Raw genomic sequence first — 20,710 nt, 5'->3', positions numbered from 1 at the left:
GCGATTGCGGTCTGTCAGTCAGCATTGGTGTTGGCGGACCCACCGCTTTCGCTGGCAAGCCAGCTCCCACAGGGACTGTGGTTGTCTTCAGGATCCAGATCCAACTCGAGCACCCACTGGACATGTGGTTGTCTGCAAGCCTCAGGTTCACTGCAAGACATTGTGGGAGCTGGCTTGCCAGCGATTGCAATCTTTCAGCCGGTATTGATGTCGACTGACCCACCGCTATCGCTGGCAAGCCAGCTCCCACAGGGACTGTGGTTGTCTTCAGGATCGGGGTTCAACCCAAACTCCCACAGTGGGTGTGGTTGCCTGCAAACCTCAGGCTCACTGCAAGACATTGTGGGAGCTGGCTTGCCAGCGATTGCAATCTGTCAGCCGGCATCGGTGTTGGCTGACACTCCGCAATCGCGAGCAGGCTCACTCCTACAAGGGGCTCGGGTTGTTCGCAAAATCCGGGCTCAACCGAAACCACTGTGGGAGCGGGCTTGCTCGCGAAAGCAATCTGTCAGTCAGCATTGATGTCGACTGACCCACCGCTATCGCTGGCAAGCCAGCTCCCACAGGTTCGGGTGTTATCAGAAACAGGCGTGGTCTTTCAGAGACGCTCGGCGATGGCCTTGCCGACCTCCTGGGTCGAGCCCTTGCCGCCCAGGTCCGGGGTGATCGGGCCTTCGGCGATGACCCGTTCGATCGCCTGCAGGATCCCGTCGTGTGCCGCGCGGTAGCGTTCGTCGCCGTTGCCGAGGAAATCCAGCATCAGCGCCCCGGACCAGATCATCGCAATCGGGTTGGCGATGTTCTGTCCGTAGATGTCCGGCGCCGAACCGTGCACCGGTTCGAACAGCGACGGAAAGCGTCGTTCCGGATCAAGGTTGGCCGACGGCGCAATGCCGATGGTGCCGGCACACGCCGGGCCGAGGTCGGAAAGGATGTCGCCAAACAGGTTCGACGCCACCACCACATCGAAGCGATCCGGTTGCAGCACAAACCGTGCGCACAGGATATCGATGTGCTGCTTGTCCCAGGTGATTTCCGGGTACTGCGCCGCCATCAACGCAGTGCGCTCGTCCCAGTACGGCATGCTGATCGAAATGCCGTTGGACTTGGTCGCGGCAGTCAGGCGCTTACGTGGCCGGGTCTGGGCCAGGTCGAAGGCAAACTTGAGAATCCGGTCAACGCCGCGCCGGGTGAACACCGATTCCTGCAGCACGAATTCATGCTCGGTGCCTTCGAACATCTTGCCGCCGACCGACGAATACTCGCCTTCGGTGTTCTCGCGGATCACCACGAAATCGATGTCCCCCGGCTCACGTCCGGCCAACGGACACGGCACACCGGGGAACAAACGCACCGGACGGATATTCACGTACTGGTCGAAGTCGCGGCGAAATTTCAGCAGCGAACCCCATAGGGAAATGTGGTCCGGTACCTTATCCGGCCAGCCCACCGCGCCGAAGTAAATCGCGTCGAAACCCTTGAGCTGCTCGAACCAGTCCTCGGGCATCATCTGCCCGTGCTCCAGGTAGTAATCGCAATGCGCCCAGTCGAGCACTTCGATGCTCAGATCCAGCTGCCATTTCTTCGCGGCCTGCTCCAATACCCGCAACCCTTCGGGCAGCACTTCCTTGCCAATCCCGTCGCCGGCAATCGCGGCGATCTTGAATACCTTGCTCATCAATTGTGCCTCCCCGTGTCTGTGAAATTACAAGCCGCCGATGTGGAAGGCTTTGACTTCAAGGTATTCGTCGAGGCCGTATTTGCTGCCTTCACGGCCCAGGCCCGACTGCTTGATGCCGCCGAATGGCGCGACTTCCATGGAAATGATCCCGGTGTTGAGGCCGACCATGCCGAACTCCAGCGCCTCGCCGAAACGCCAGGAACGGCGCAGATCCTGAGTGAAATAGTAGGCGCCAAGGCCAAACGGTGTGGCGTTGGCCAGCGCCAGGGCTTCGGCTTCGTCGCTGAACCGCATCAGCGGCGCGACCGGACCGAAGGTTTCTTCGTTGGCCAGGAGCATGCCGGCGTGGGCATCACCGAGCACCGTCGGTTGCACAAACTGACTGTCACCGTCGGGAATGCCGCCACACAGCAATTGCGCGCCCTGGCTCAAGGCATCATCGATGTGGCGCGCGACTTTGCTCACCGCAGCCTTGTTGATCAGCGGGCCAATGCTCACGTCGTCGTGCAGACCGTTGCCGACCTTGAGTTTGCCGACCTCTTCGACCAGACGCTGAGCGAAACGCGGGTAAATGCCGTCCTGCACCAGAATCCGGTTGGCGCAGACGCAGGTCTGCCCGGCGTTGCGAAACTTGCTGAGCATGACCCCACTGACCGCCTGCTCAAGATCAGCATCGTCGAACACAATGAACGGCGCGTTGCCGCCCAGTTCCAGGCTCAAGCGCTTGATGTGTTCGGCGCTCTGGCGCATCAGCAGACGGCCGACCGCGGTGGAGCCGGTGAAGGAAATCTTGCGCACCGTCGGGTTGCCGGTCAGCTCCTCGCCAATCCCGGTGGGCAGGCCGGTCAGCACGTTGAACACCCCGGCCGGAATGCCGACACGCTCGGCCAGCACCGCCAATGCCAGCGCGGACAGCGGCGTCAGGTCCGACGGTTTGACGATGATCGGGCACCCCGCCGCCAAGGCCGGGGCGCACTTGCGGGTGATCATCGCGTTGGGGAAATTCCACGGCGTGATCGCCGCGCAGACCCCCACCGGTTGCTTGAGGGTCAACAGTCGACGGTCGCCGCTGGGCGCCGGCATGGTTTCGCCGTAGATCCGTCGCGCCTCTTCGGCAAACCATTTGACGAAACTGGCGCCGTAGCGGATTTCACCTTTGGCTTCATTCAGCGGCTTGCCTTGTTCGCAGGTCATGATCAGCGCCAGATCGTCGAGGTTGTCGATCATCGCCTGATACCAACGCTCCAGCAGCGCCGCCCGCTCGGCCGCCGGTCGCGCGCGCCACGCCGGCCAGGCCTGCTCCGCAGCGTCGATCGCACGCCGGGTTTCCGCGCCCTGCATGGCGGGCACGCGCGCGATCAATTCGCCGCTGGCCGGGTCGACGACATCCAGCGTCGCGCCGTCATCGGCGCCAATCCACTGGCCGTTCACATAAGCGAGTTCTGCGAGAAGACCGGGGTCTTTCAAACGATTCCTGAGCATGGTCGAGTCCTGATCCGAGACAGACTTCAGTCTAGGGAGAGCCGGCGGATAAGGATGCTGAAAGTGCCTGGTGGACAGTGTCGGATGCTGAAAATGGCGGTGGAACGGCAGATTTGATATTCACTGCTGTGGAGGCTTCGAGCATGGACCTGAATCCTTGTCGACCGACCCGCCGCTTTCGCGAGCAAGCCCGCTCCCACAAGGATTTGTGCCGAAATACGATTGCGTGATTAGCATAAAAACCTGTGGGAGCTGGCTTGCCAGCGAAGGCGACGCCGCGGACACCCGACAAACTACAGACCACAACGTCTTCAGCGATGCTGAAAATGGCGGTGGAACGGCAGATTTGATATTCACCGCTGTGGAGGCTTCGGGCATGGACCTAAATCCTTGTCGACCGACCCGCCGCCTTCGCGAGCAAGCCCGCTCCCACAAGGATTTGTGCAGACATACCATTGCGTGATCGGCATAAAAACCTGTGGGAGCTGGCTTGCCAGCGAAGGCGGCGGCACGGACACCGGGCAAGCCAGAGATCACAACGCCTTCAGTTTTTGAGGGAGGTAAGCAAGCCGTGGAGGAAGCGTTCGCCGGCTTCCATCTGCGCGACTTCGATAAACTCATCAGGCTTGTGCGCCTGCTCGATCGAGCCCGGCCCGCAGACCACCACCGGCACATCCAGACGCTGTCTGAACAACCCGCCTTCGGTGCCGAACGACACCTTGGACATACCGGTATCCGGCGCCGCAAAGTTTTTCAGAAAGCGCACCGCCGCAACACTCGGGTGCGTATCCAGGCCGGGATAGACGTTGACCGTTTCAATCTCGATCGCCGCGACGCTGGACAGCTTCTTGGCCTCGCGCACGATCAGCTCGGCGCGTTCCTGCATCTGCGCCAGAATCTGCTCCAGATCATCCGCCGGCAAATTGCGCACTTCGAAATCCACCGTGCACAGATTCGGCACGATGTTCAGCGCCCGCCCGCCATTAATCTGGCCGACGTGCACGGTAGTGTAAGGCACGTCGTACTCGGCATCCTGGGCGCCCTGCTCCTGCAGTTGGCGCTGGGATTCACGCAGCGCCGCGATGAAATCGCAGGCCACGTGGATCGCATTGACCGAGCGCGGCGCCAGTGAAGAATGCGCCTCCAGCCCGCGGCAATAGGTGCGGTACGAGCCCTTGCCCTTGTGCCCCAGCACAAACTGCATGTTGGTCGGTTCGCCGATCAGGCACAGAAACGGCCGCACCGGCGCCAGGTGCAGCACGTCGAGCAAGCGCCGCACGCCGACGCAGCCGATTTCCTCGTCGTGGGACAGCGCCAGTTGCAACGGGCGGCTGAGGGAATGCTCACTGGCATCGAGCATCGCGTCGATGGCCAGCGCAATAAAGCCTTTCATGTCGCAACTGCCGCGCCCGTAAATTCGCCCGTTCTGCTCGGTCACCTGAAATGCGGGAACCGTCCACGCCTGTCCCGCCGCCGGCACCACGTCGGTGTGCCCGGACAACAGAACGCCCGGTTGCTCCTTCGGCCCGGTGCTGGCAAACAGGTTGGCCTTCTTGCCGCTTTCGTCCTTGACGATCAGCGACTCGATGCCCTTGCTCAGCAGCAAGTCGCGCACGTATTCGATCAAGGCCATGTTCGATTCCGACGACACGGTATCGAACGCGATCAATCGTTTGAGAATCTCCAGTACCCGCGGTTTCATGAGGCTTTGCTCCGTTGCTCGGCCTGGCGCGCGAAGCGGCGTATCGAAAAGGGTTCGATCAACGTCGAGGTGCTGCCGGTGCTGATCAGCTCAGCCATGACATCACCCACGCCCGGCCCCAACTGGAAGCCATGGCCGCAGAAACCGAAGGCGTAAAACAGTCCATCGACCGTGCCGCTCGGGCCCATGATCGGCAGCGAGTCCGGCAGGTAGCTTTCGATGCCGCTCCACACCCGAATCAGGTTCAGATTTTCCACCCCCGGCAGCAGGCGGCGCATCTGTCGCATCTGATTGAGGATGCTGCGCGGCTCGACGTGCGCGCGGCGATTGAGCATGTCCGGTTTGCTGCGATAGCCGCCGCCGATGACGATGTTGCCGCGCGGAATCTGCCGGAAATAGATCACTTCCTCGGGGACTTTGGTGAACACGCCAATCACCGTGGGCAAGGCGTACGGCACCGGTTCGGTCACCGCCATTTGCGGGCCGTGGGTGTCCAACGGCACCGGTTCGCCGAACTGCGCGGAGAGTTTTTCGCCCCAGGCGCCGGCGGTAATCAGCAGTTGCGCGGCGCGATATTGCCGGCCATCGCTGGTAGTAACACTGAACTCGCCGCCGAGTTTCTGCACTTCGGCGACTTCGGTCTGTTCTTCGATGCGCGCGCCGAGACGCCGCGCCGCCCGGGCAAATGCCGGTGCGGCCAGACGCGGGTTGGCGTGACCGTCATGCGGTGCGTAGGAGCCGCCCTTGACGTCCGGCCCGAGAAACGGGAAGCGCCGATGCAGTTCCGCGCCGCGATAGATCTGCAGGTCCAGTTGCGCCGCTTCCGGCGCTGCGGCGTAGGCCTCAAGCTCGGCAATCTCGTCTTCGCGATAACACACGCGCATGTGGCCGCTGGCGATGAACTCCAGATCATCGTCGATCAACTCCGGCAAGCGCTTCCACAGCGCATAGGAACGGTTGGCCAGTTCCAGTTGCCCGAGATAACGGCCCTGGCGGCGCACGTTGCCGAAGTTGACGCCACTGGCGTACTGGCCGATCTGGTCGCGTTCGAGCAGGGTTACCGAGTGCCCACGCTGACGCAGAAAAAACGCTGATGCCGCGCCCATCAGGCCGCCGCCGATAATCAATACATCACTTTTCTGCGGGTTCATGACGGCTCCTCGATGATCACCATCGGCAACGGTTTGACCGGGGCCTGACCGCGTTGACGGCCGACCTGTTGCACGCTGACCCCTGCGGCTGCGGCAATTACTTCGGCGCCGGCCTGCGAGCAATAACGGCCCTGGCAGCGGCCCATGCCGACCCGGCTGAAGGCCTTGGCCCGGTTGACTTCACAGGCGCCCTTTTCACTGACCGTGCGCCGCAGTTCACCGGCGCTGATCATTTCGCAGCGACAGACGATTGCCGAATCCGGCAAGGCTCTGGCCTGTTCAGCAGGCCACGGAAAGGCCTGCGCCAGGCCGAGACGGAACTGATCCATCACCGCCAGGGCGCGCCGCTGTTCCGCGCGCAGTCCGGCATCCACGGGTTTCTGCTGATCCTCCAGCAATGCCATCGCCACCAGCCGCCCGGCATGTTCCGCCGCATCGGCGCCGCGGACCTTGGCACCGTCGCCGGCGGCGTACACACCGCTGACCGAGGTGCGGCCCTCTTCATCCACCGCCAGCCACCACTGCCCTGTCGCCTCATCAAAACGCATGCGACAGCCGGCCAGATCGGCCAGCTGGGTTTCCGGGCGCAAGTGATAACCCAGGGCCACGGCATCGCAATCGATGTCCAGCGTCTCACCGTTGGTTGAGCGCACACGCACGCCACTGACGCCGCTGCCGGCATCGCCCAGAATCTGCTCGGGCTTGATCCCCAGATGCACGGGAATTTTCGCCTTATACAACTGTGCCAGCAGTTTCATCCCGGTGAACAGCACGCCGGGCCGCGCCAGCATCTTGGGCAGGGCAACGATGCGTTTGCTCAATGGCGCGGTATCCAGCACCGCCGCAACGTTGGCGCCGGCCTTCAGATACTGGCTGGCGACCAGATACAGCAACGGCCCGCTGCCCATGAACACCACGCGCTGGCCGATGGAAACCGCCTGCGACTTCAGCGCAATCTGCGCCCCGCCGAGGCTGTAGGTGCCCGCCAGTTGCCAGCCTTCGATCGGCATCAAGCGGTCGGTGGCGCCAGTGCAGAGGATCAGCGCGTCGTAATCCACGGTCGTATGCTGGCCCTGGTTGACGCAGCACAATTGCTTCGGCACCAGATTCCACACCAGCGTGTCGGGGCGGTAATCGATGTGCGGGCGCAAACGCTCGAAACTCTCGTGCAGGTCACGCGCCTTGGCCGCTTCGCTGCCGTACAGCGCCTGATAATCACGAGTAAAACCATCGGGTTGGCGCCGGTAGATCTGCCCGCCGTCGCGGCGGTTTTCATCAATCAGGATCGGTTTGTAGCCGGCCTTCACCAGCGTTTCCGCGCAGCGAATCCCCGCAGGGCCGGCGCCGACGATAACTACCCGCGCAGTGGCCATGTCGCCTCCGGTTGTGTGGTGACGATATCCAGTCCTTCCCGGACTTCATTGGAGCACGCGCGCAGGCGTTCGCCGCTGCGCGTCCACACCCAGCAGTCCTGGCAGGCGCCCATCAGGCAGAAGCCGGCGCGCCGCCCGGAATCGAATTCCGACTGGCGCAACGCGTTGCCCTGAGTGAGCAACGCGACCATCAACGTGTCGCCCTGCAACGCCTCGATGGGCGCGCCGTCCACGCTCAGCCTGACAGTCGCCCGGCCCTGCTCGGCCAGTCTCACAAAACGCCCGCTCATGCATAGGCTCCCTGATTCAAGGTGGTCAGATTCTGCTGGGTTTTCAGCAATTCAGCGCTGTCATGGTGACAGAGGATTTCGCTGCCGCCATCGATGATCCGCCGATTCGGCGCGGTGCGGTTGCACAAGCCATCGACCCGCACCGGGCAGCGATTGAGGAAGGTGCACAGCTCGGCGACGTTGGCTTTTGGCCCGATGGGCGGCAGCTCGCCGCTGGTAGCGCCGCAGGTTTCCAGCCAGCCCTGGCGCAGCTCCGGCACCGAGTGAATCAACAGATCGGTGTACGGATGAAACGGCGCCTGGGCAAACGACTGCCGGCTACCGGCCTGAACCTTGTGCCCGCTGTACATCACCACCACGTCATCGCACAGCGCGCGCACGGTGGAAATGTCATGGCTGATAAACAGGTACGACACACCGAGCTGCTGACGCAAATCGCGGAGCAATTCGAGAATCGCGGCACCGACCACGGTATCCAGCGCCGAGGTGACTTCATCGCAGAGGATCAGATCAGGCTTGGCCGCCAGGGCACGCGCCAGATTCACCCGCTGCTTCTGCCCACCAGACAACTCGCTCGGACGCCGCTCAGCGAGGGCGCGCGGCAGGCGCACCAGATCCAGCAATTCGCCAATGCGTTCCTGCAGCGCCGCGCCTTTGAGGTTGAAATACATCTTCAGCGGTCGGCTGAGAATGGTGCTGAGGCTGTGCATCGGATTGAGCGCGGTGTCGGCGTTCTGGAACACCATCTGGATCCGCCGGAACTGCTCGTCGCTGCGTTCCGACAGACTTCCGCCCAGCGGTTGCCCGTCAAAGGTCAGCCCGCCCAATGCCGGGGTTAACAATCCGGCCACTACCCGCGCCAATGTTGACTTGCCCGAGCCCGACTCGCCAATCACGCCAATCGCCTGGCCCCGGCGCACGGTGAGGTCGATGTCTTCGAGGACACGGATCGCCGGCATGCCCTGGGTGTTCTTGTTGCCGTAGCCGGCGGTCAGGCCGCGAATGGTCAATAGCGGCACTTCTTCGGCGATGCCGCTGGGCGGACGAATTGTGGTGTCCGGGCGCGCGGCGGCAAGCAGACTGCGGGTGTATTCGTGACTCGGGCCTTTGAGCAATTCCGCCGTGGCGCTTTGTTCGAAGATCTGCCCGCCGTTGAGCACGACGATCTGATCGGCCATTTGTGCGACCACGGCCAGGTCGTGGGACACATACACCGCCGTGGCGCCGCGATCGCGCACCACGCGCTTGAACGCACGCAACACGTCGATCTGCGTGGTCACGTCGAGCGCCGTGGTCGGTTCGTCGAGGATCACCAGCAGCGGATCGCTGATCAGCGCCATTGCCGCCATCACCCGCTGCAACTGCCCGCCGGACACCTGATGCGGGTATCGCTGGCCGATGTGGTCCGGGTCCGGCAGGGCCAGATCGCGGAACAGCTCAATGGCCTTGGCTTCGAGCACGGCGCGGGTACCGAGGCCGTGAATCAGCGCGCCCTCCACCACTTGATCGATGAGTTTCTTCGCCGGGTTGAACGCCGCCGCCGCGCTTTGCGCGATGTACGACACGCGGTTACCGCGCAGACCCTGCAATTGCGCCTCGCTCAGGGCCAGCATGTCGTGTTCGCCGACCTGCACCACGCCGCCGGCCAGGCGGCAGCCACGGCGGGCATAACCCAGCAGCGCCAGGGCAATGGTGGTCTTGCCCGAGCCCGATTCGCCGATCAACGCCAATACTTCACCCTGTTCCAGGGCAAAGCTCACGCCTTTGACGATTTCGCTTTCACCGTGTTCGCCGCAAGCGACCACGCGCAGGTCTTGCACTCGAATCAATTGGCTCATCTCAATGGCCTCCCGTGCGGCGACTGCGTCGCGACGACAATCTGTCGATAAACAGATTCACGCCAATGGTCAGGGTGCCGATGGCCAGCGCAGGGATGACGATGGCCGGCGCGCCCTGATTGAGTCCGCCGATGTTTTCCCGCACCAGCGAACCGAGGTCGGCATCCGGCGGTTGCACGCCCAACCCAAGAAAGCTCATGCCGCTGAGCAGCAGCACGATGAAACCAAAGCGCAGGCCCAAATCGGTGAGCACCGGGTTGAGCATGTTCGGCAGGATTTCCACGCAGGCGATGTACAGGCGCCGTTCGCCACGGGTGCGGGCGACCTGCACGTACTCCAGCGCTTCGATGTTCACCGCCATGCTCCGCGCGATACGAAACGCGCCAGGGGCGAAGCTCAATACGGCGGTGCTGATCAACAGCGTGACCGAGGAGCCGAACGCCGAGACCATGATCAGCGCAAGCATCTTGCTTGGGATCGAGATAAAGGCGTCCATCAAGCGGCTGATGATTTCGTCCAGCCACTTTGGCGACACCACCGACAACAACGCACAACCGGTGCCCAGCGCACTGGCGAGCACTGCGGCAATCAACGCCAGGCCCACGGTGAAGCGCGCACCGACCAGCACCCGGCTGAGCATGTCGCGGCCCAGATAATCGGTACCGAACGGGTACGCCGTGCTGATGTTGTCGAACACGTTGTTCGAGACCACTTCGCCCACCGGATGCGGCGCCAGCCATGGGCCGAACAGCGCCACCAGCAACCAGATCACGCACATCGCCGCGCCAATCAGTCCCAGCCACGCCGGCCCGTGTGACACCTTGCCCGCTGACAGATCAGGGGACGCCGGGGTCGATTTCACAATGAGATTGTTCATTGGTTTCTCAGCCTCGGGTTGGACAGAATCGCGCACAGGTCGGCAATCAGCACCAGACCCAGGTAGGCCGTGCAAAACAACATGGTGCAGCCCTGCACCAGCGCCATGTCACGGTTGGTCACGGCATCGACCATCAGGCTGGCGATCCCGGGATAATTGAAGATCGTTTCGACAATCACCACGCCGCCGAGCAGGTACGACAGGCTCAGCGCAATCGCGTTGGCAATCGGCCCGATGGCATTGGGCAAGGCGTGGCGCAGGACGATGCGCATCGGGCTGACGCCTTTGAGCCGGGCCATTTCCACGTAGGGGCTGTCGAGCTGATCGATCACCGCTGCGCGGGTCATCCGCGCCATTTGCGCGACGATCACGCAGCACAGGGTCATCACCGGCAAGGCGTAGGTGCGCATGAATTGCCACGGTGAGGTGATGTCGCTGGCATAGGACAGCGCCGACAACCAGCCCAGGTTCACCGCAAAGATCAGCACCGCGAGGGTCGCCACCAGAAACTCCGGCACCGCGACCATCGCCAGTGTGGTGAAACTGAGAACGCTGTCGATCCGCCCGCCGCGGCCCATCGCCGAACCGATGCCGAGCACCAGTGCCACCGGCACCGACACCAGCGCCGTGGCGGCCGCCAGCATCAGGGTGTTGGGCACGCGCCCGGCCATCAGCTCACCGACCGGCATGGCGTTGGATACCGACACGCCCATGTCGCCACTGAGCAGGCTCATCAACCAGTGCAGGTAACGCACCACGCCGGGTTGATCGAGCCCCAGTTTCAGGCGCAACGCCGCCACCTGTTCCGGAGTGGCGAACTGGCCAAGGGCTTGTTGCGCCGCGTCTCCCGGCAATACCGCCGTGATCGCAAACACGACCATCGATACGATCAGCAAAGTCACGATCGCCGCGCCCAGCCGCCGTCCGATCAACCACAGTGTGTTGCTATTCATCGCCTACCTCCTGCATCCGGCCTGCCGTTCATTGCGACGGCTCTGCTCAAGCGTCCAGCCAGACCTGCTCGGCGAACATGTACCCCATGAAACCGCCGAGCGGGTTGCTGCCGTAGCCCTTGACCCGTTGATCGACCGCGTCGATGTTGCTGATGAACACCGGGATACCGATGCCGCAGTGGTCGTGCACCAGGGTCTGCATGTCGCCATACATCTTGCTGCGCTTGGCGTCATCGGTTTCGCCACGGGCGAGCATCAGCAACTGATCGAACTGCTCGTTCTTCCAGCCGGACTCGTTCCATGGCGCCTTCGACTGGAAGAACTGCGAGAACATCACGTCGGCGTTCGGCCGCGGGTTGATGTTGCCGAAGCTGATCGGGTGCTTCATCCAGTGGTTGGACCAGTAGCCGTCGCTCGGCAGGCGTTTGACGTCGAGCTTGAGCCCGGCCTGCTTGGCCGATTGCTGCAACAGCACGGCGATGTCCACCGAACCGGTCGCCGCCGGCGAGGCAAACAGCTCCATGCTGATGTTTTCCATGCCGGCTTTTTTCAGCAGGAACCTGGCTTTTTCCGGGTCGTAGACCGTTTGCGGCAGGTCGCTGTTGTAGTAGCGCGAGCCGGGCGCGATCGGATGGTCGTTGCCGACCACGGCATAGCCACGGAATACCGCGGATTTGACCTGTTCGCGGTCCAGCAGGTACTTCATTGCCTGAGTGAAATCGGGGTTCTGCCCGGGCAGCTGATCCTGACGGATGATCAAATCAGTGTAGTTGCCGGACGGCGCATCCACGACGCGGTGTTTGGCGCTGGCCTTGATCCGGTCGGTAGAGCGCGGGTTGACCTCGTTGATCATGTGCACGTCGCCGGACAGCAGCGCGTTGACCCGCGACGGCTCGTCGCCGATAGCGATGAATTCGATTTCGTCGAGGTACGGCAGGCCCGGTTTCCAGTAACCGGTGTTGCGCGCGGCAATCGAACGCACCCCCGGTTTGAACTCCTTGACCTTGAACGGCCCGGTGCCGATGCCCTGGTTGAAGTCGGTGGTGCCTTCGGGAACGATCAACAGGTGCGAGACGGCCAGAATCGACGGCAATTCGGCGTTCGGCGCGGTCAGGCGGATCTGTACTTCGTTGGCGCCGGAGGCCTTGATTTCGGCGAACTGCTCCATCAGTGGCATGACCTTGGAGCCGGTCAGCGGATCTTTGTGCCGCGACAGCGAGAACACCACGTCGGCGGCGCTGAGGGTTTTGCCGTTGTGGAAGGTCACGTCTTTGCGCAGGGTGATCGTCCAAAGGGTCGCGTCGACGTTATCGATGCGCTCGGCCAGTTCCAGTTGCGGCACCAAGTGCGCGTCGAACCGGGTCAGGCCGTTGTAGAACATGTAGTGGCGCACGTAGTCGGTGGACAACGCACCCTTGGCCGGATCGAGGGTGTCGGCGGTGGAGCTGGACATGCCGGCAACGCGAATGCGCCCGCCCGGCTTGCCTTTGCCCGGAGCCGCCGCTTCGTCAGCCCAGAGTTTGCCGGCGGCGCCGAACAGGCTGCCGGCGCCCGCTGCCGCGACACCGGCGACGCCGAGCATTTGCAGCGCATGACGGCGCGACATGCCGCGATTGAGGCCTTCGAACACCCGCAGGCTTTCTTCGCCGGAGATCAGCGGTGAGTCATTCTTGTGATCAGTCATTTCAGTGGTACCTGTCGAAGTTAAGAAGGCTCAAGTGTTCCGGTTGGCCGGAACGTCCTGGAAACGCAGACGACGGTGAAGCCACAACAGCAAATCAATGCAAATAGTCTTGAAACCGGTAGTAGGCGCCCACGAACGGCAGGAACCACGGCTTGCCGAAATGCCCGGGGATTGCCGGCCAGTCGAGTTCACGCCAGGGGTTGGCCTCGGCATTGCCGGCCATCACCTCGGCCATGACCTGGCCCATGTGCACCGACATCTGCACGCCGTGGCCGCTGTAGCCCATCGAGTGGAAGACCCCGCCGTGCTGCCCGGCGCGGGGCAAACGGTCGGACGTCATGTCCACCAGGCCACCCCAGCAGTAATCGATCCGGACGTCGGCCAGTTGCGGGAACATCTGGATCATCGCCGCCTGCAGCACCTTGCCGCTCTTGGCGTCGTTGACGCTGTCGGACATGGCAAACCGCGCACGCCCGCCGAACAGCAAGCGGTTGTCTGGGGTCAGGCGGAAGTAGTTGCCGATCATCCGGCTGGTGACGTAGGCGCGGCGTCCCGGCAGCAACTGATCGATCAGCTCCCGTGGCAGGACTTGCGTGGCGATCACGAAACTGCCCACCGGCACGATCCGCCGCCGATACCAGCCCAGGCCACCGTGCTGACAGGCGCCGGTCGCCAGCAGTACCTGCCCGGCGTGCAGCGAACCCTTGCTGGTGTTGACCCGATAACCGCCGGCCTCGGCTTTCCAGTCGAGCACCGAAGTGCCCTGATGGATCAGCGCGCCGTGGCGCACTGCGGCTTCCGCCAGACCGACGCCGAAACGCCCGACATGCATCTGCACGCCGTTGCGCTGCAGCAGGCCGCCATGGAACTGCGCCGAATGCACTTCGCTGCGGGTCTGCTCGGCCGACAGCAACTCGACATCGGCATCGACTTCCTTGCGAATCAGCTCGCAGGTGCGGGCCAGCCCTTCGTAGTGCAGCGGTTTGGCCGCGAGCTTCAACTTGCCGTTGCGCAACAGGTCGCAGGCGATCTGCTCCTGCTCCACCAGCGACACCACGCTTTGCACGGCACTTTCGTAAGCCTGGTAATAGGCTTTCGCCCGCGAGGCGCCGAGACTGGCGCTGAGGGTGGCGTAATCCTGCGCCACCCCGGTGTTGCACTGCCCGCCATTGCGTCCCGACGCCTCGCCGATCACCCGCCCGGCTTCCAGCACCACCACACTGGCGCCCTTGAGCGCCAGGGCCCGGGCCGCCGCCAGCCCGGTGAAACCACCGCCGACGATGGCCACATCGACCTGCCCCGGCAAATTGCCGAGCTGGGCGCCGGTGAAGGCCGGTGCGCTGTCGAGCCAGTAGGATTCACTGCCCATGTTCAATCCCGCCTTTGCCAATGAAGATGTCGTTACAGACCGACCAGCCCGGCCAGACCACCGATGTCCGGGATCTGGTGGTAGCTGTAGAAGGCATTGCCCGGCACTTCGTGACCACGGGCGACGAAGGCCTTGTTCTTGATCTTCATGTCGTGGGCCGGCATCAGGTCGTAACGGAAGCTGGAGGACACATGCAAGATGTCTTCCGGGCCGCAGTTGAGGTTGTCGAGCATGTACTCGAACGCCGCCAGACGCGGTTTGTAGGCTTGTGCCTGTTCGGCGGTGAAGACTTTGTGAAACGGTGCGCCGAGCTTTTCGACGTTGGACATGATCTGGCTGTTGCTGGCGTTGGAGAAAATCACCAGCGGGATCTTGTCGGCGATTTTCGACAGACCGGCCGGCACGTCCGGGTGCGGGCCCCAGGTCGGAACGGCGTCGTAATACAGCTGGCCTTCTTCACGGTACTCGACGCCCCAGCGTTTGCAGGTCCGCGCCAGAGCGGTCTTGAGAATTTCGTCGTACGGCATCCAGTCGCCCATGACCTGGTCCAGGCGATAGGCCGAGAAATCCTTGACGAACTGATCCATCTGCTCGGCCGGGACGCGATCGGCGAACAGTTCGCGGGTCATCGTGCCCATGTGGAAATTGGTCAGCGTGCCGTAGCAGTCGAACGTAATGAATTTGGGGCGAAGAAAGCTCATTGAGTGCGTTCCTGAAGTTCGTTGAGGTCATTGGCGCGACCCGCATTTGCCGGGTTTTCGCAGCTGCGATGCAACGCTGCAGCACAACCTCATTACAACACCGTGAAATCAGCAGATGGCGTTAAAAGCGATCCTCGTTCGATACAAATCACCGTTTTGATCGTCCGCCTCAGCAGACTTTGCGGTGCGCTCCAGCCTTGGGCAAACCCCGTATTCATGCGCTCTTATGGACCTTTATCGGTCAGTGTGGATGGCGCATGGCGTGTTTGCCCGCAGAAACTGCGCCGCAGCGTCAGGATCGGCGTCAGATACTGCGGCGCACGTCCGTCCTGTTCTGAATCGAGGTAGTTGCAGGCCTGATCGGCACAGCTCGACGCTGCCTTTTATAGGGTAAATCGGCCCAAGCATTTGCTGCCGGCCTCAGGCCACAAATGAGTAGTAAGTGTGGTCGATCAGCCTGTGCCGCGCGGAATCTGCCGAATATTCCCTGGCCCCTTGTCAGGCTTTCGCGCAGATGGGATACAGGCCTCACGTCGCCGGAAAAACCCCGGCGCAAGCGTTCATTCTTTATCGGAGATTTGCCATGTCCGCCCCGCTGCCTTTTTTCGTCTATCGCCCGATGACGGCCGACGACCTGCCCCAGGCTCATGCCCTGTCCGTGCAATTGAAGTGGCCGCACCGGCTCGATGACTGGGCCATGCTGCAGCGGGTCAGCCAGGGTTTTGTGGTACTCGATGGCGAGCGCCTGATTGGCAGCGCGTTCGCCTGCCCGCAAGGGGCTTTCACCACCATTGGCCTGGTGATTGTCAGCGACGATTACCAGGGCAAAGGTATCGGGCGCAAACTCATGGAGCATGCGCTTGAAGCTTGCCAGTCAAGCACGGCGATCTTGAACGCCACCGTGGCCGGCGCGCCGCTCTATGCCAGTCAGGGGTTTGTCGAGTTTGGCCGGGTTCAGCAGCATCAGGGCCAGGCCCACGCCACACAGCCCGGGCCATTGGCCGACGGCGAAGAATGCCGGCGACTGGGCGCAGCGGATCACGACCGGGTACTGGAACTGGCCAACGCCGGCAGCGGCCTGGATCGCCACGCGGTGCTCAACGAGCTGTGGGCTGATGTCGAGCAGGCGGTGGGCATTGAGCGCGACGGGCAGTTGCGTGCGTTCGCCCTGCTCCGCCCGTTTGGTCGCGGTCGTTGCCTCGGTCCGCTGATCGCCGAAAACCTCGCGCAGGCGCAGCACCTGATCGCGGTATTGCTGGCCAAGGTCCCGGATGCGTTTGTGCGTATCGATATCCCGGCCGATTGTGGTCTGGCCGATTTTCTCAAAGCCGCCGGTCTGAAACAGGTCGACACCGTGGCGCAAATGGCTCGCGGTGCCGCACCACACGCCAGCAACGGCGTTCGCCAGTTTGCCTTGGTCACCCAAGCCATCGGCTGATTTATCCGGGGTTGCGCCTGTCGCGCCCCACCCCCTCACTACACGGAGCGTCACCTGTATGTCCGAACCTTGCATCATGCTGTTGGCCCGCGCCGACGGCAGTCACGTTGTCACGCCTTTCAAACAGCAAGCGTTGAACGCTGCAGATCCCTTTTCGGCTGGGCGCCAGATCGCCTGGTCGGGGTTTGACGGTGTCTCGGCGGGTATCGTCGAAGCCAGCGGAATCGTTGCTAGCGAGGATTTCCCGCACACCGAAGTGATCGTGGTTCACGCGGGCCACGTGACATTGAAAACTCAAGAGCAGACGCTGGAACTGGCAGTCGGTGCCAGCGCGGTGATAGGTCGTGGCAGCGCCCTGCGGATCGAAGCCCAGCCCGGCAGCCAATGGGCGTTTTGCGCCATGGCCACCGAACAACCGACGCCCGGTCTGATCTGGCTCGATCCGCTGGCCATGCTGTCGCCGTCCGCCGCGCCCGAGGAAGCGATTCTGATCGGCCCGGCGCCACAATGCCGCTCACGCAATGCCTTCGAAGATCCCGTAACCGATCTGCGCGTCGGTGTGTGGGACTCGACGCCCTATGAACGGCACGGGCGTCCGCACAAGCTCAATGAGTTGATGTATTTGATCGAAGGCAGCGTGACATTGCAGACGCCCGACGGATCGAGCGTGACCGTCAACAACGGTGACAGCGTGTTTGTTGCGAAAGGCGCGCCATGCGCGTGGAAAAGCACGCGCTATGTGCGCAAGGTGTACGCGGTCAAATAGTCTCTGGCAGAGACAGCAGCGCCGGCTGAACCCACAGGGCGCCGGCGCTGCATGTCTTAGGCGATGGACTCGGCGTCCGCCTGCTGCGCCTTGGTCTCGGCAGGTTTGTAGCCGAGGCTACGCATCAGGTCACGGGCGGTGTCGAAGAACACGTCCTTGATTGCATCCGCGCTTTCTTCGGTCAGGCGGCTGGCCGGGCCGGAAATCACCAGCGCGCCAATCAGCTCCTGTTGCGCCCCGTAGATTGGCAGCGCCACGGACGCGGCATGCGGATCGGTTGCGCCGCGAGAGAAGAACGGTTTGCTCAGCTTGATTCCCACCGAGTAAGGCGCGCGCAACGCCTGGGCGCCTGCCGCTTCGTCCATCGGGCGCATGTCTCCCGGTTGCATGTTCATCCGCAGTCGGTGCGAGGAGTTGATGCGGTATTGGCACATCCGGTACGCGCCATGCCGGACATAGAAAGACGCGGTCTCTCCCGACTGTTCGGCGAGATACTGCAAGCGCGGCATCACGTGTCGTTCGAGATCAAGCGTCTCCTGATACACCGCATTCAGGCGCATCACCTCACTGGCCAACTGATAACGCCCATCGGCCATCCGCGTAATGAACCCGTGGGTCTCCAGGGAAACCATCAAGCGCATGATGGTGCTTTTGATCAGCCCGGTACGTTCTGCCAGCTCGACAAGGCTCAGCGCCGCGTCGCCGATTTGAAACGCCGTCAGCACAGTCAGCACACGGTCTGCCGAAGCCACTCCATTTACCGCCGGACGCGGCCGCGCTTTAACCATTTGCTCATCCTCGATTTTTGTCTGCCCTTTGGCTCACGCCCGGGCTGTAGGCCGGGATTATCCGACAACGCAGGGTCGCCTGCAAACGCGCCTGGCGCGATAGGAAGACAGCGGCCCGGATCGTTATTTTCGCAATGCCATTTTCTTTGATAACTATCAAAAAACCTCGAGCCATCCTTGCGATGCTCAAATATCAAGGGTGGATTTCAGTCGCATTCCGTCTGAAACTGATTTATTTTGAAATGGCATTGCATTAAACAAAACCAATAACAGCAACTGGACGTCCACCGTCCGCTCGCCCTCAGGAGCATCCATGAGCTTCTTCGCCGTCCCGCCCACCGTTGAAACCAGCGTCTTTACCCGACTGCCTGAGCGTTTTCGCAACCCTCGCCCAAGCGCTTGGGCGAATGCCAATCGACAAGGGCGTGCCATCGACTCGTTTCTCGAAGGCCCGTCGTTCGACCGTCAGGGCCGCTTGTATGTGACCGACATCCCCAACGGGCGGATCTTCCGGATCTCTGCTCAGGGCGAGTGGGAACTGGTGTGCGAATACGATGGCTGGCCCAATGGCCTGAAGATCCATCAGGACGGGCGTATTTTCATCACCGACTACAAGCGGGGGATCATGCTGCTCGACCCGGACAGCGGTGCCATTGAAACCCTGCTCGATTCGGCAGGCTCCGAAGGCTTCAAGGGCGTCAACGATCTGGTGTTTGCGCCCAATGGCGATCTGTATTTCACCGATCAGGGCCAGACCGGTCTGCAGGATGCCTCCGGTCGCGTTTACAGGCTCGACGCCGGCGGCAACCTCAGTTGCCTGCTTGGCACCATTCCCAGTCCCAACGGCATCGTCTACGACCCGCACCTCAACCACCTGCTGATCGCCGTGACCCGCGCCCAGCAAATCTGGCGCATTCCGCTGGGCAACGGCTCGATCATCGGCAAGGTTGGCGTGTTCGCCCAGTTGCACGGTGGTCTGGGTGGTCCGGACGGTCTGGCCCTCGATGCGCAGAGCAATCTGTACATCGCCCATACCGGTTTCGGTTCGGTGTGGAAGCTGTCGAAAGTGGCCGAGCCGCTGCAACGCATCGTGTCCTGCGCCGGCATCAGCAACACCAACCTGGCCTTCGGCGGCGATGACGGCCAGACCTTGTTCATCACCGAATCCGAGACCGGCAGCATCCTCCAGGTGCGCACCACGACGCCGGGACTGCCCATGTACTCGCACAGCTGAAGTCGCGCCGTCGGCGTACACAACAACTACAAAAAGAGTGACGACATGACCCACGAAAACCTCGCGAACCAGGCGCCGCTCAGCGATGCCGAGGGCGAACGCCTGATGCGCCGGATTCTCTGGCGCCTGGTGCCGTTTATCTTCATCTGCTACGTGATCAGCTACCTCGATCGCACCAACGTCGGCTTCGCCGCCATCAGCATGAACCACGACCTGGGCCTGACCGCGACGATGTTCGGCTGGGCCGCCGGGCTGTTCTTCTTTGGCTATTTCCTGTTCGAGATCCCCAGCAATCTGCTGATGCAGCGCTTCGGCGCACGCGTGTGGATCGCGCGGATCATGATCACCTGGGGGCTGATTTCCATGGCCACGGCGTTCGCCACCGGGCCGATCAGTTTCAGCATCGCACGCTTCATGCTGGGCCTCGCCGAAGCGGGATTCACCCCCGGCGTGTATTTGTATTTCACTTACTGGTTCCCTGGTAAGTGGCGGGCGAAAGCCACGGCGGCGTTCCTGCTGGGCATTCCGGTGGCCAACATCGTCGGCTCGCCGCTGTCGGGCTGGTTGATGGAACAACATGGCGTCTGGGGGCTGAAGAACTGGCAACTGCTGCTGGTGACCGAATCCATGCCGGCGGTACTGCTGGGCATCGCCTGCCTGTTCGTGCTGGTCGACACCCCGGCCAAGGCCAAATGGCTCAACTTGCGGGAAAAGGCCTGGCTGACTCAGCGCCTGTCACACGAGCAGCAGGCCATCGGCGCCTCCCACGGCAACACCCTGCGCGCCGCCCTGACCAATCCCAAGGTGTTCACGCTGGCGGCCGTCAACTTCTGCTGCATTGTTGGCTCGATCGGTATCGGCATGTGGCTGCCGCAAATCATCAAGGGCTTGGGCATAAGCAGCAGCGTGGTCGGCGTGGTGGTCGCCCTGCCCTATCTGCTGGGTGCCGTAGCGATGACGATGTGGGCACGTCTGGCCAATCGCAGCCGCCATCGCCTGCCGTATGTGGTCAGCGCATTGGCCATGGCGGCCGTGGCGTTGGTGGCGGCGGCGCTGATCGAGCAACCGACGCTGAAGATCGCCTGCCTGGGCGTGGCGGTGGCAAGCATTCTGTCGTTCCAGGCGACGTTCTGGGCGATACCGTCCACCTTCCTTACCGGGCGGGCCGCCGCCGGCGGGCTGGCGATGATCGTATCGATCGGCAATCTGGGCGGGTTTACCGGGCCGTTTCTGATTGGTCTGATCAAGGACGCCACGCAAAGCTTCAGCATGCCATTCTTTGCCGTGGCATCGATTCTGCTCGTGGGTACTTGTCTGATGCTCTGGCTGGGTGACCCGGCCAAACAGCAGACGCCTCAAGGCAAAGCGCAAACCGCCTGAGCG

17 protein-coding genes are annotated in these 20,710 nt (G+C 62.5%); 4 read left to right on the top strand and 13 right to left on the bottom strand.

Translation table 11 applies throughout. From position 1 onward, the window contains the following. Nucleotides 1–598 precede the first annotated feature (598 nt). From ACXR0M_RS16340 to ACXR0M_RS16285, 12 genes are all read right to left on the bottom strand, one after another. A complete protein-coding gene (locus ACXR0M_RS16340) occupies nucleotides 599–1,678 on the bottom strand; it encodes a tartrate dehydrogenase (protein ID WP_458832838.1) in 1,080 nt (359 codons plus the stop codon). A 27-nt stretch (nucleotides 1,679–1,705) separates the two neighbouring features. Then, nucleotides 1,706–3,163, bottom strand: a complete 1,458-nt coding sequence (locus ACXR0M_RS16335; protein WP_458832837.1) for an NAD-dependent succinate-semialdehyde dehydrogenase — start codon at nucleotides 3,161–3,163, stop codon at nucleotides 1,706–1,708. Nucleotides 3,164–3,707: 544 nt separating this feature from the next. Continuing rightward, nucleotides 3,708–4,865, bottom strand: a complete 1,158-nt coding sequence (gene argE, locus ACXR0M_RS16330) for an acetylornithine deacetylase (protein ID WP_458832836.1) — start codon at nucleotides 4,863–4,865, stop codon at nucleotides 3,708–3,710. Then, nucleotides 4,862–6,016 (bottom strand): NAD(P)/FAD-dependent oxidoreductase, encoded by a 1,155-nt coding sequence (locus tag ACXR0M_RS16325; protein WP_458832835.1) that lies wholly within the window; start codon nucleotides 6,014–6,016, stop codon nucleotides 4,862–4,864. Before ACXR0M_RS16325 ends, argE begins: the two co-directional genes overlap by 4 nt. Further along, nucleotides 6,013–7,389, bottom strand: coding sequence for an FAD/NAD(P)-dependent oxidoreductase (locus ACXR0M_RS16320; RefSeq protein WP_458832834.1), 1,377 nt, complete (start codon nucleotides 7,387–7,389; stop codon nucleotides 6,013–6,015). The genes ACXR0M_RS16325 and ACXR0M_RS16320 overlap by 4 nt, the downstream gene beginning before the upstream one ends. After that, nucleotides 7,371–7,679 carry a (2Fe-2S)-binding protein gene (locus tag ACXR0M_RS16315; protein WP_458832833.1) on the bottom strand — a complete coding sequence of 103 codons (309 nt, stop codon included), beginning with the start codon at nucleotides 7,677–7,679 and terminating at the stop codon, nucleotides 7,371–7,373. Before ACXR0M_RS16315 ends, ACXR0M_RS16320 begins: the two co-directional genes overlap by 19 nt. Further along, nucleotides 7,676–9,517, bottom strand: coding sequence for an ABC transporter ATP-binding protein (locus ACXR0M_RS16310; RefSeq protein ID WP_458832832.1), 1,842 nt, complete (start codon nucleotides 9,515–9,517; stop codon nucleotides 7,676–7,678). Before ACXR0M_RS16310 ends, ACXR0M_RS16315 begins: the two co-directional genes overlap by 4 nt. A 1-nt stretch (nucleotide 9,518) precedes the next feature. Beyond that, nucleotides 9,519–10,394 carry an ABC transporter permease gene (locus ACXR0M_RS16305; RefSeq protein ID WP_458832831.1) on the bottom strand — a complete coding sequence of 292 codons (876 nt, stop codon included), beginning with the start codon at nucleotides 10,392–10,394 and terminating at the stop codon, nucleotides 9,519–9,521. Beyond that, complete coding sequence (locus ACXR0M_RS16300; RefSeq protein WP_458832830.1) at nucleotides 10,391–11,347, bottom strand: ABC transporter permease; 957 nt, start codon at nucleotides 11,345–11,347, stop codon at nucleotides 10,391–10,393. The genes ACXR0M_RS16305 and ACXR0M_RS16300 overlap by 4 nt, the downstream gene beginning before the upstream one ends. Nucleotides 11,348–11,393: 46 nt before the next feature. Continuing rightward, nucleotides 11,394–13,031 carry an ABC transporter substrate-binding protein gene (locus ACXR0M_RS16295; protein ID WP_458832829.1) on the bottom strand — a complete coding sequence of 546 codons (1,638 nt, stop codon included), beginning with the start codon at nucleotides 13,029–13,031 and terminating at the stop codon, nucleotides 11,394–11,396. Nucleotides 13,032–13,125: 94 nt separating this feature from the next. Then, complete coding sequence (locus ACXR0M_RS16290) at nucleotides 13,126–14,400, bottom strand: NAD(P)/FAD-dependent oxidoreductase (protein WP_458832828.1); 1,275 nt, start codon at nucleotides 14,398–14,400, stop codon at nucleotides 13,126–13,128. Between the two features lie 32 nt (nucleotides 14,401–14,432). Further along, entirely contained in the window at nucleotides 14,433–15,101 is a 669-nt protein-coding gene (locus ACXR0M_RS16285; protein WP_110718518.1) for a haloacid dehalogenase type II, read from the bottom strand. A 583-nt stretch (nucleotides 15,102–15,684) separates the two neighbouring features. On the opposite strand from ACXR0M_RS16285, the gene ACXR0M_RS16280 reads away from it, so the two are divergent. Beyond that, complete coding sequence (locus tag ACXR0M_RS16280; protein ID WP_458832827.1) at nucleotides 15,685–16,539, top strand: GNAT family N-acetyltransferase; 855 nt, start codon at nucleotides 15,685–15,687, stop codon at nucleotides 16,537–16,539. Between the two features lie 58 nt (nucleotides 16,540–16,597). Next, the gene (locus ACXR0M_RS16275) at nucleotides 16,598–17,305 is read left to right on the top strand and encodes a cupin domain-containing protein (protein WP_458832826.1); all 708 of its coding nucleotides are present in this window, start codon (nucleotides 16,598–16,600) and stop codon (nucleotides 17,303–17,305) included. A gap of 56 nt (nucleotides 17,306–17,361) precedes the next feature. Here the strand turns inward: ACXR0M_RS16275 and ACXR0M_RS16270 are convergent, their stop codons facing one another. After that, complete coding sequence (locus tag ACXR0M_RS16270; protein ID WP_458832824.1) at nucleotides 17,362–18,093, bottom strand: IclR family transcriptional regulator; 732 nt, start codon at nucleotides 18,091–18,093, stop codon at nucleotides 17,362–17,364. 313 nt (nucleotides 18,094–18,406) lie between these two features. Between ACXR0M_RS16270 and ACXR0M_RS16265 the strand changes: the two genes are divergently transcribed. Both ACXR0M_RS16265 and ACXR0M_RS16260 read left to right on the top strand, forming a co-directional pair. Further along, entirely contained in the window at nucleotides 18,407–19,327 is a 921-nt protein-coding gene (locus tag ACXR0M_RS16265) for an SMP-30/gluconolactonase/LRE family protein (RefSeq protein ID WP_458832823.1), read from the top strand. Between the two features lie 45 nt (nucleotides 19,328–19,372). After that, a complete protein-coding gene (locus tag ACXR0M_RS16260) occupies nucleotides 19,373–20,707 on the top strand; it encodes an MFS transporter (protein WP_458832822.1) in 1,335 nt (444 codons plus the stop codon). The last annotated feature ends 3 nt before the right edge of the window (nucleotides 20,708–20,710 follow it).

Source organism: Pseudomonas sp. Eth.TT006 (assembly GCF_054456575.1).
This window is presented reverse-complemented; position numbering and strand designations above follow the sequence as displayed.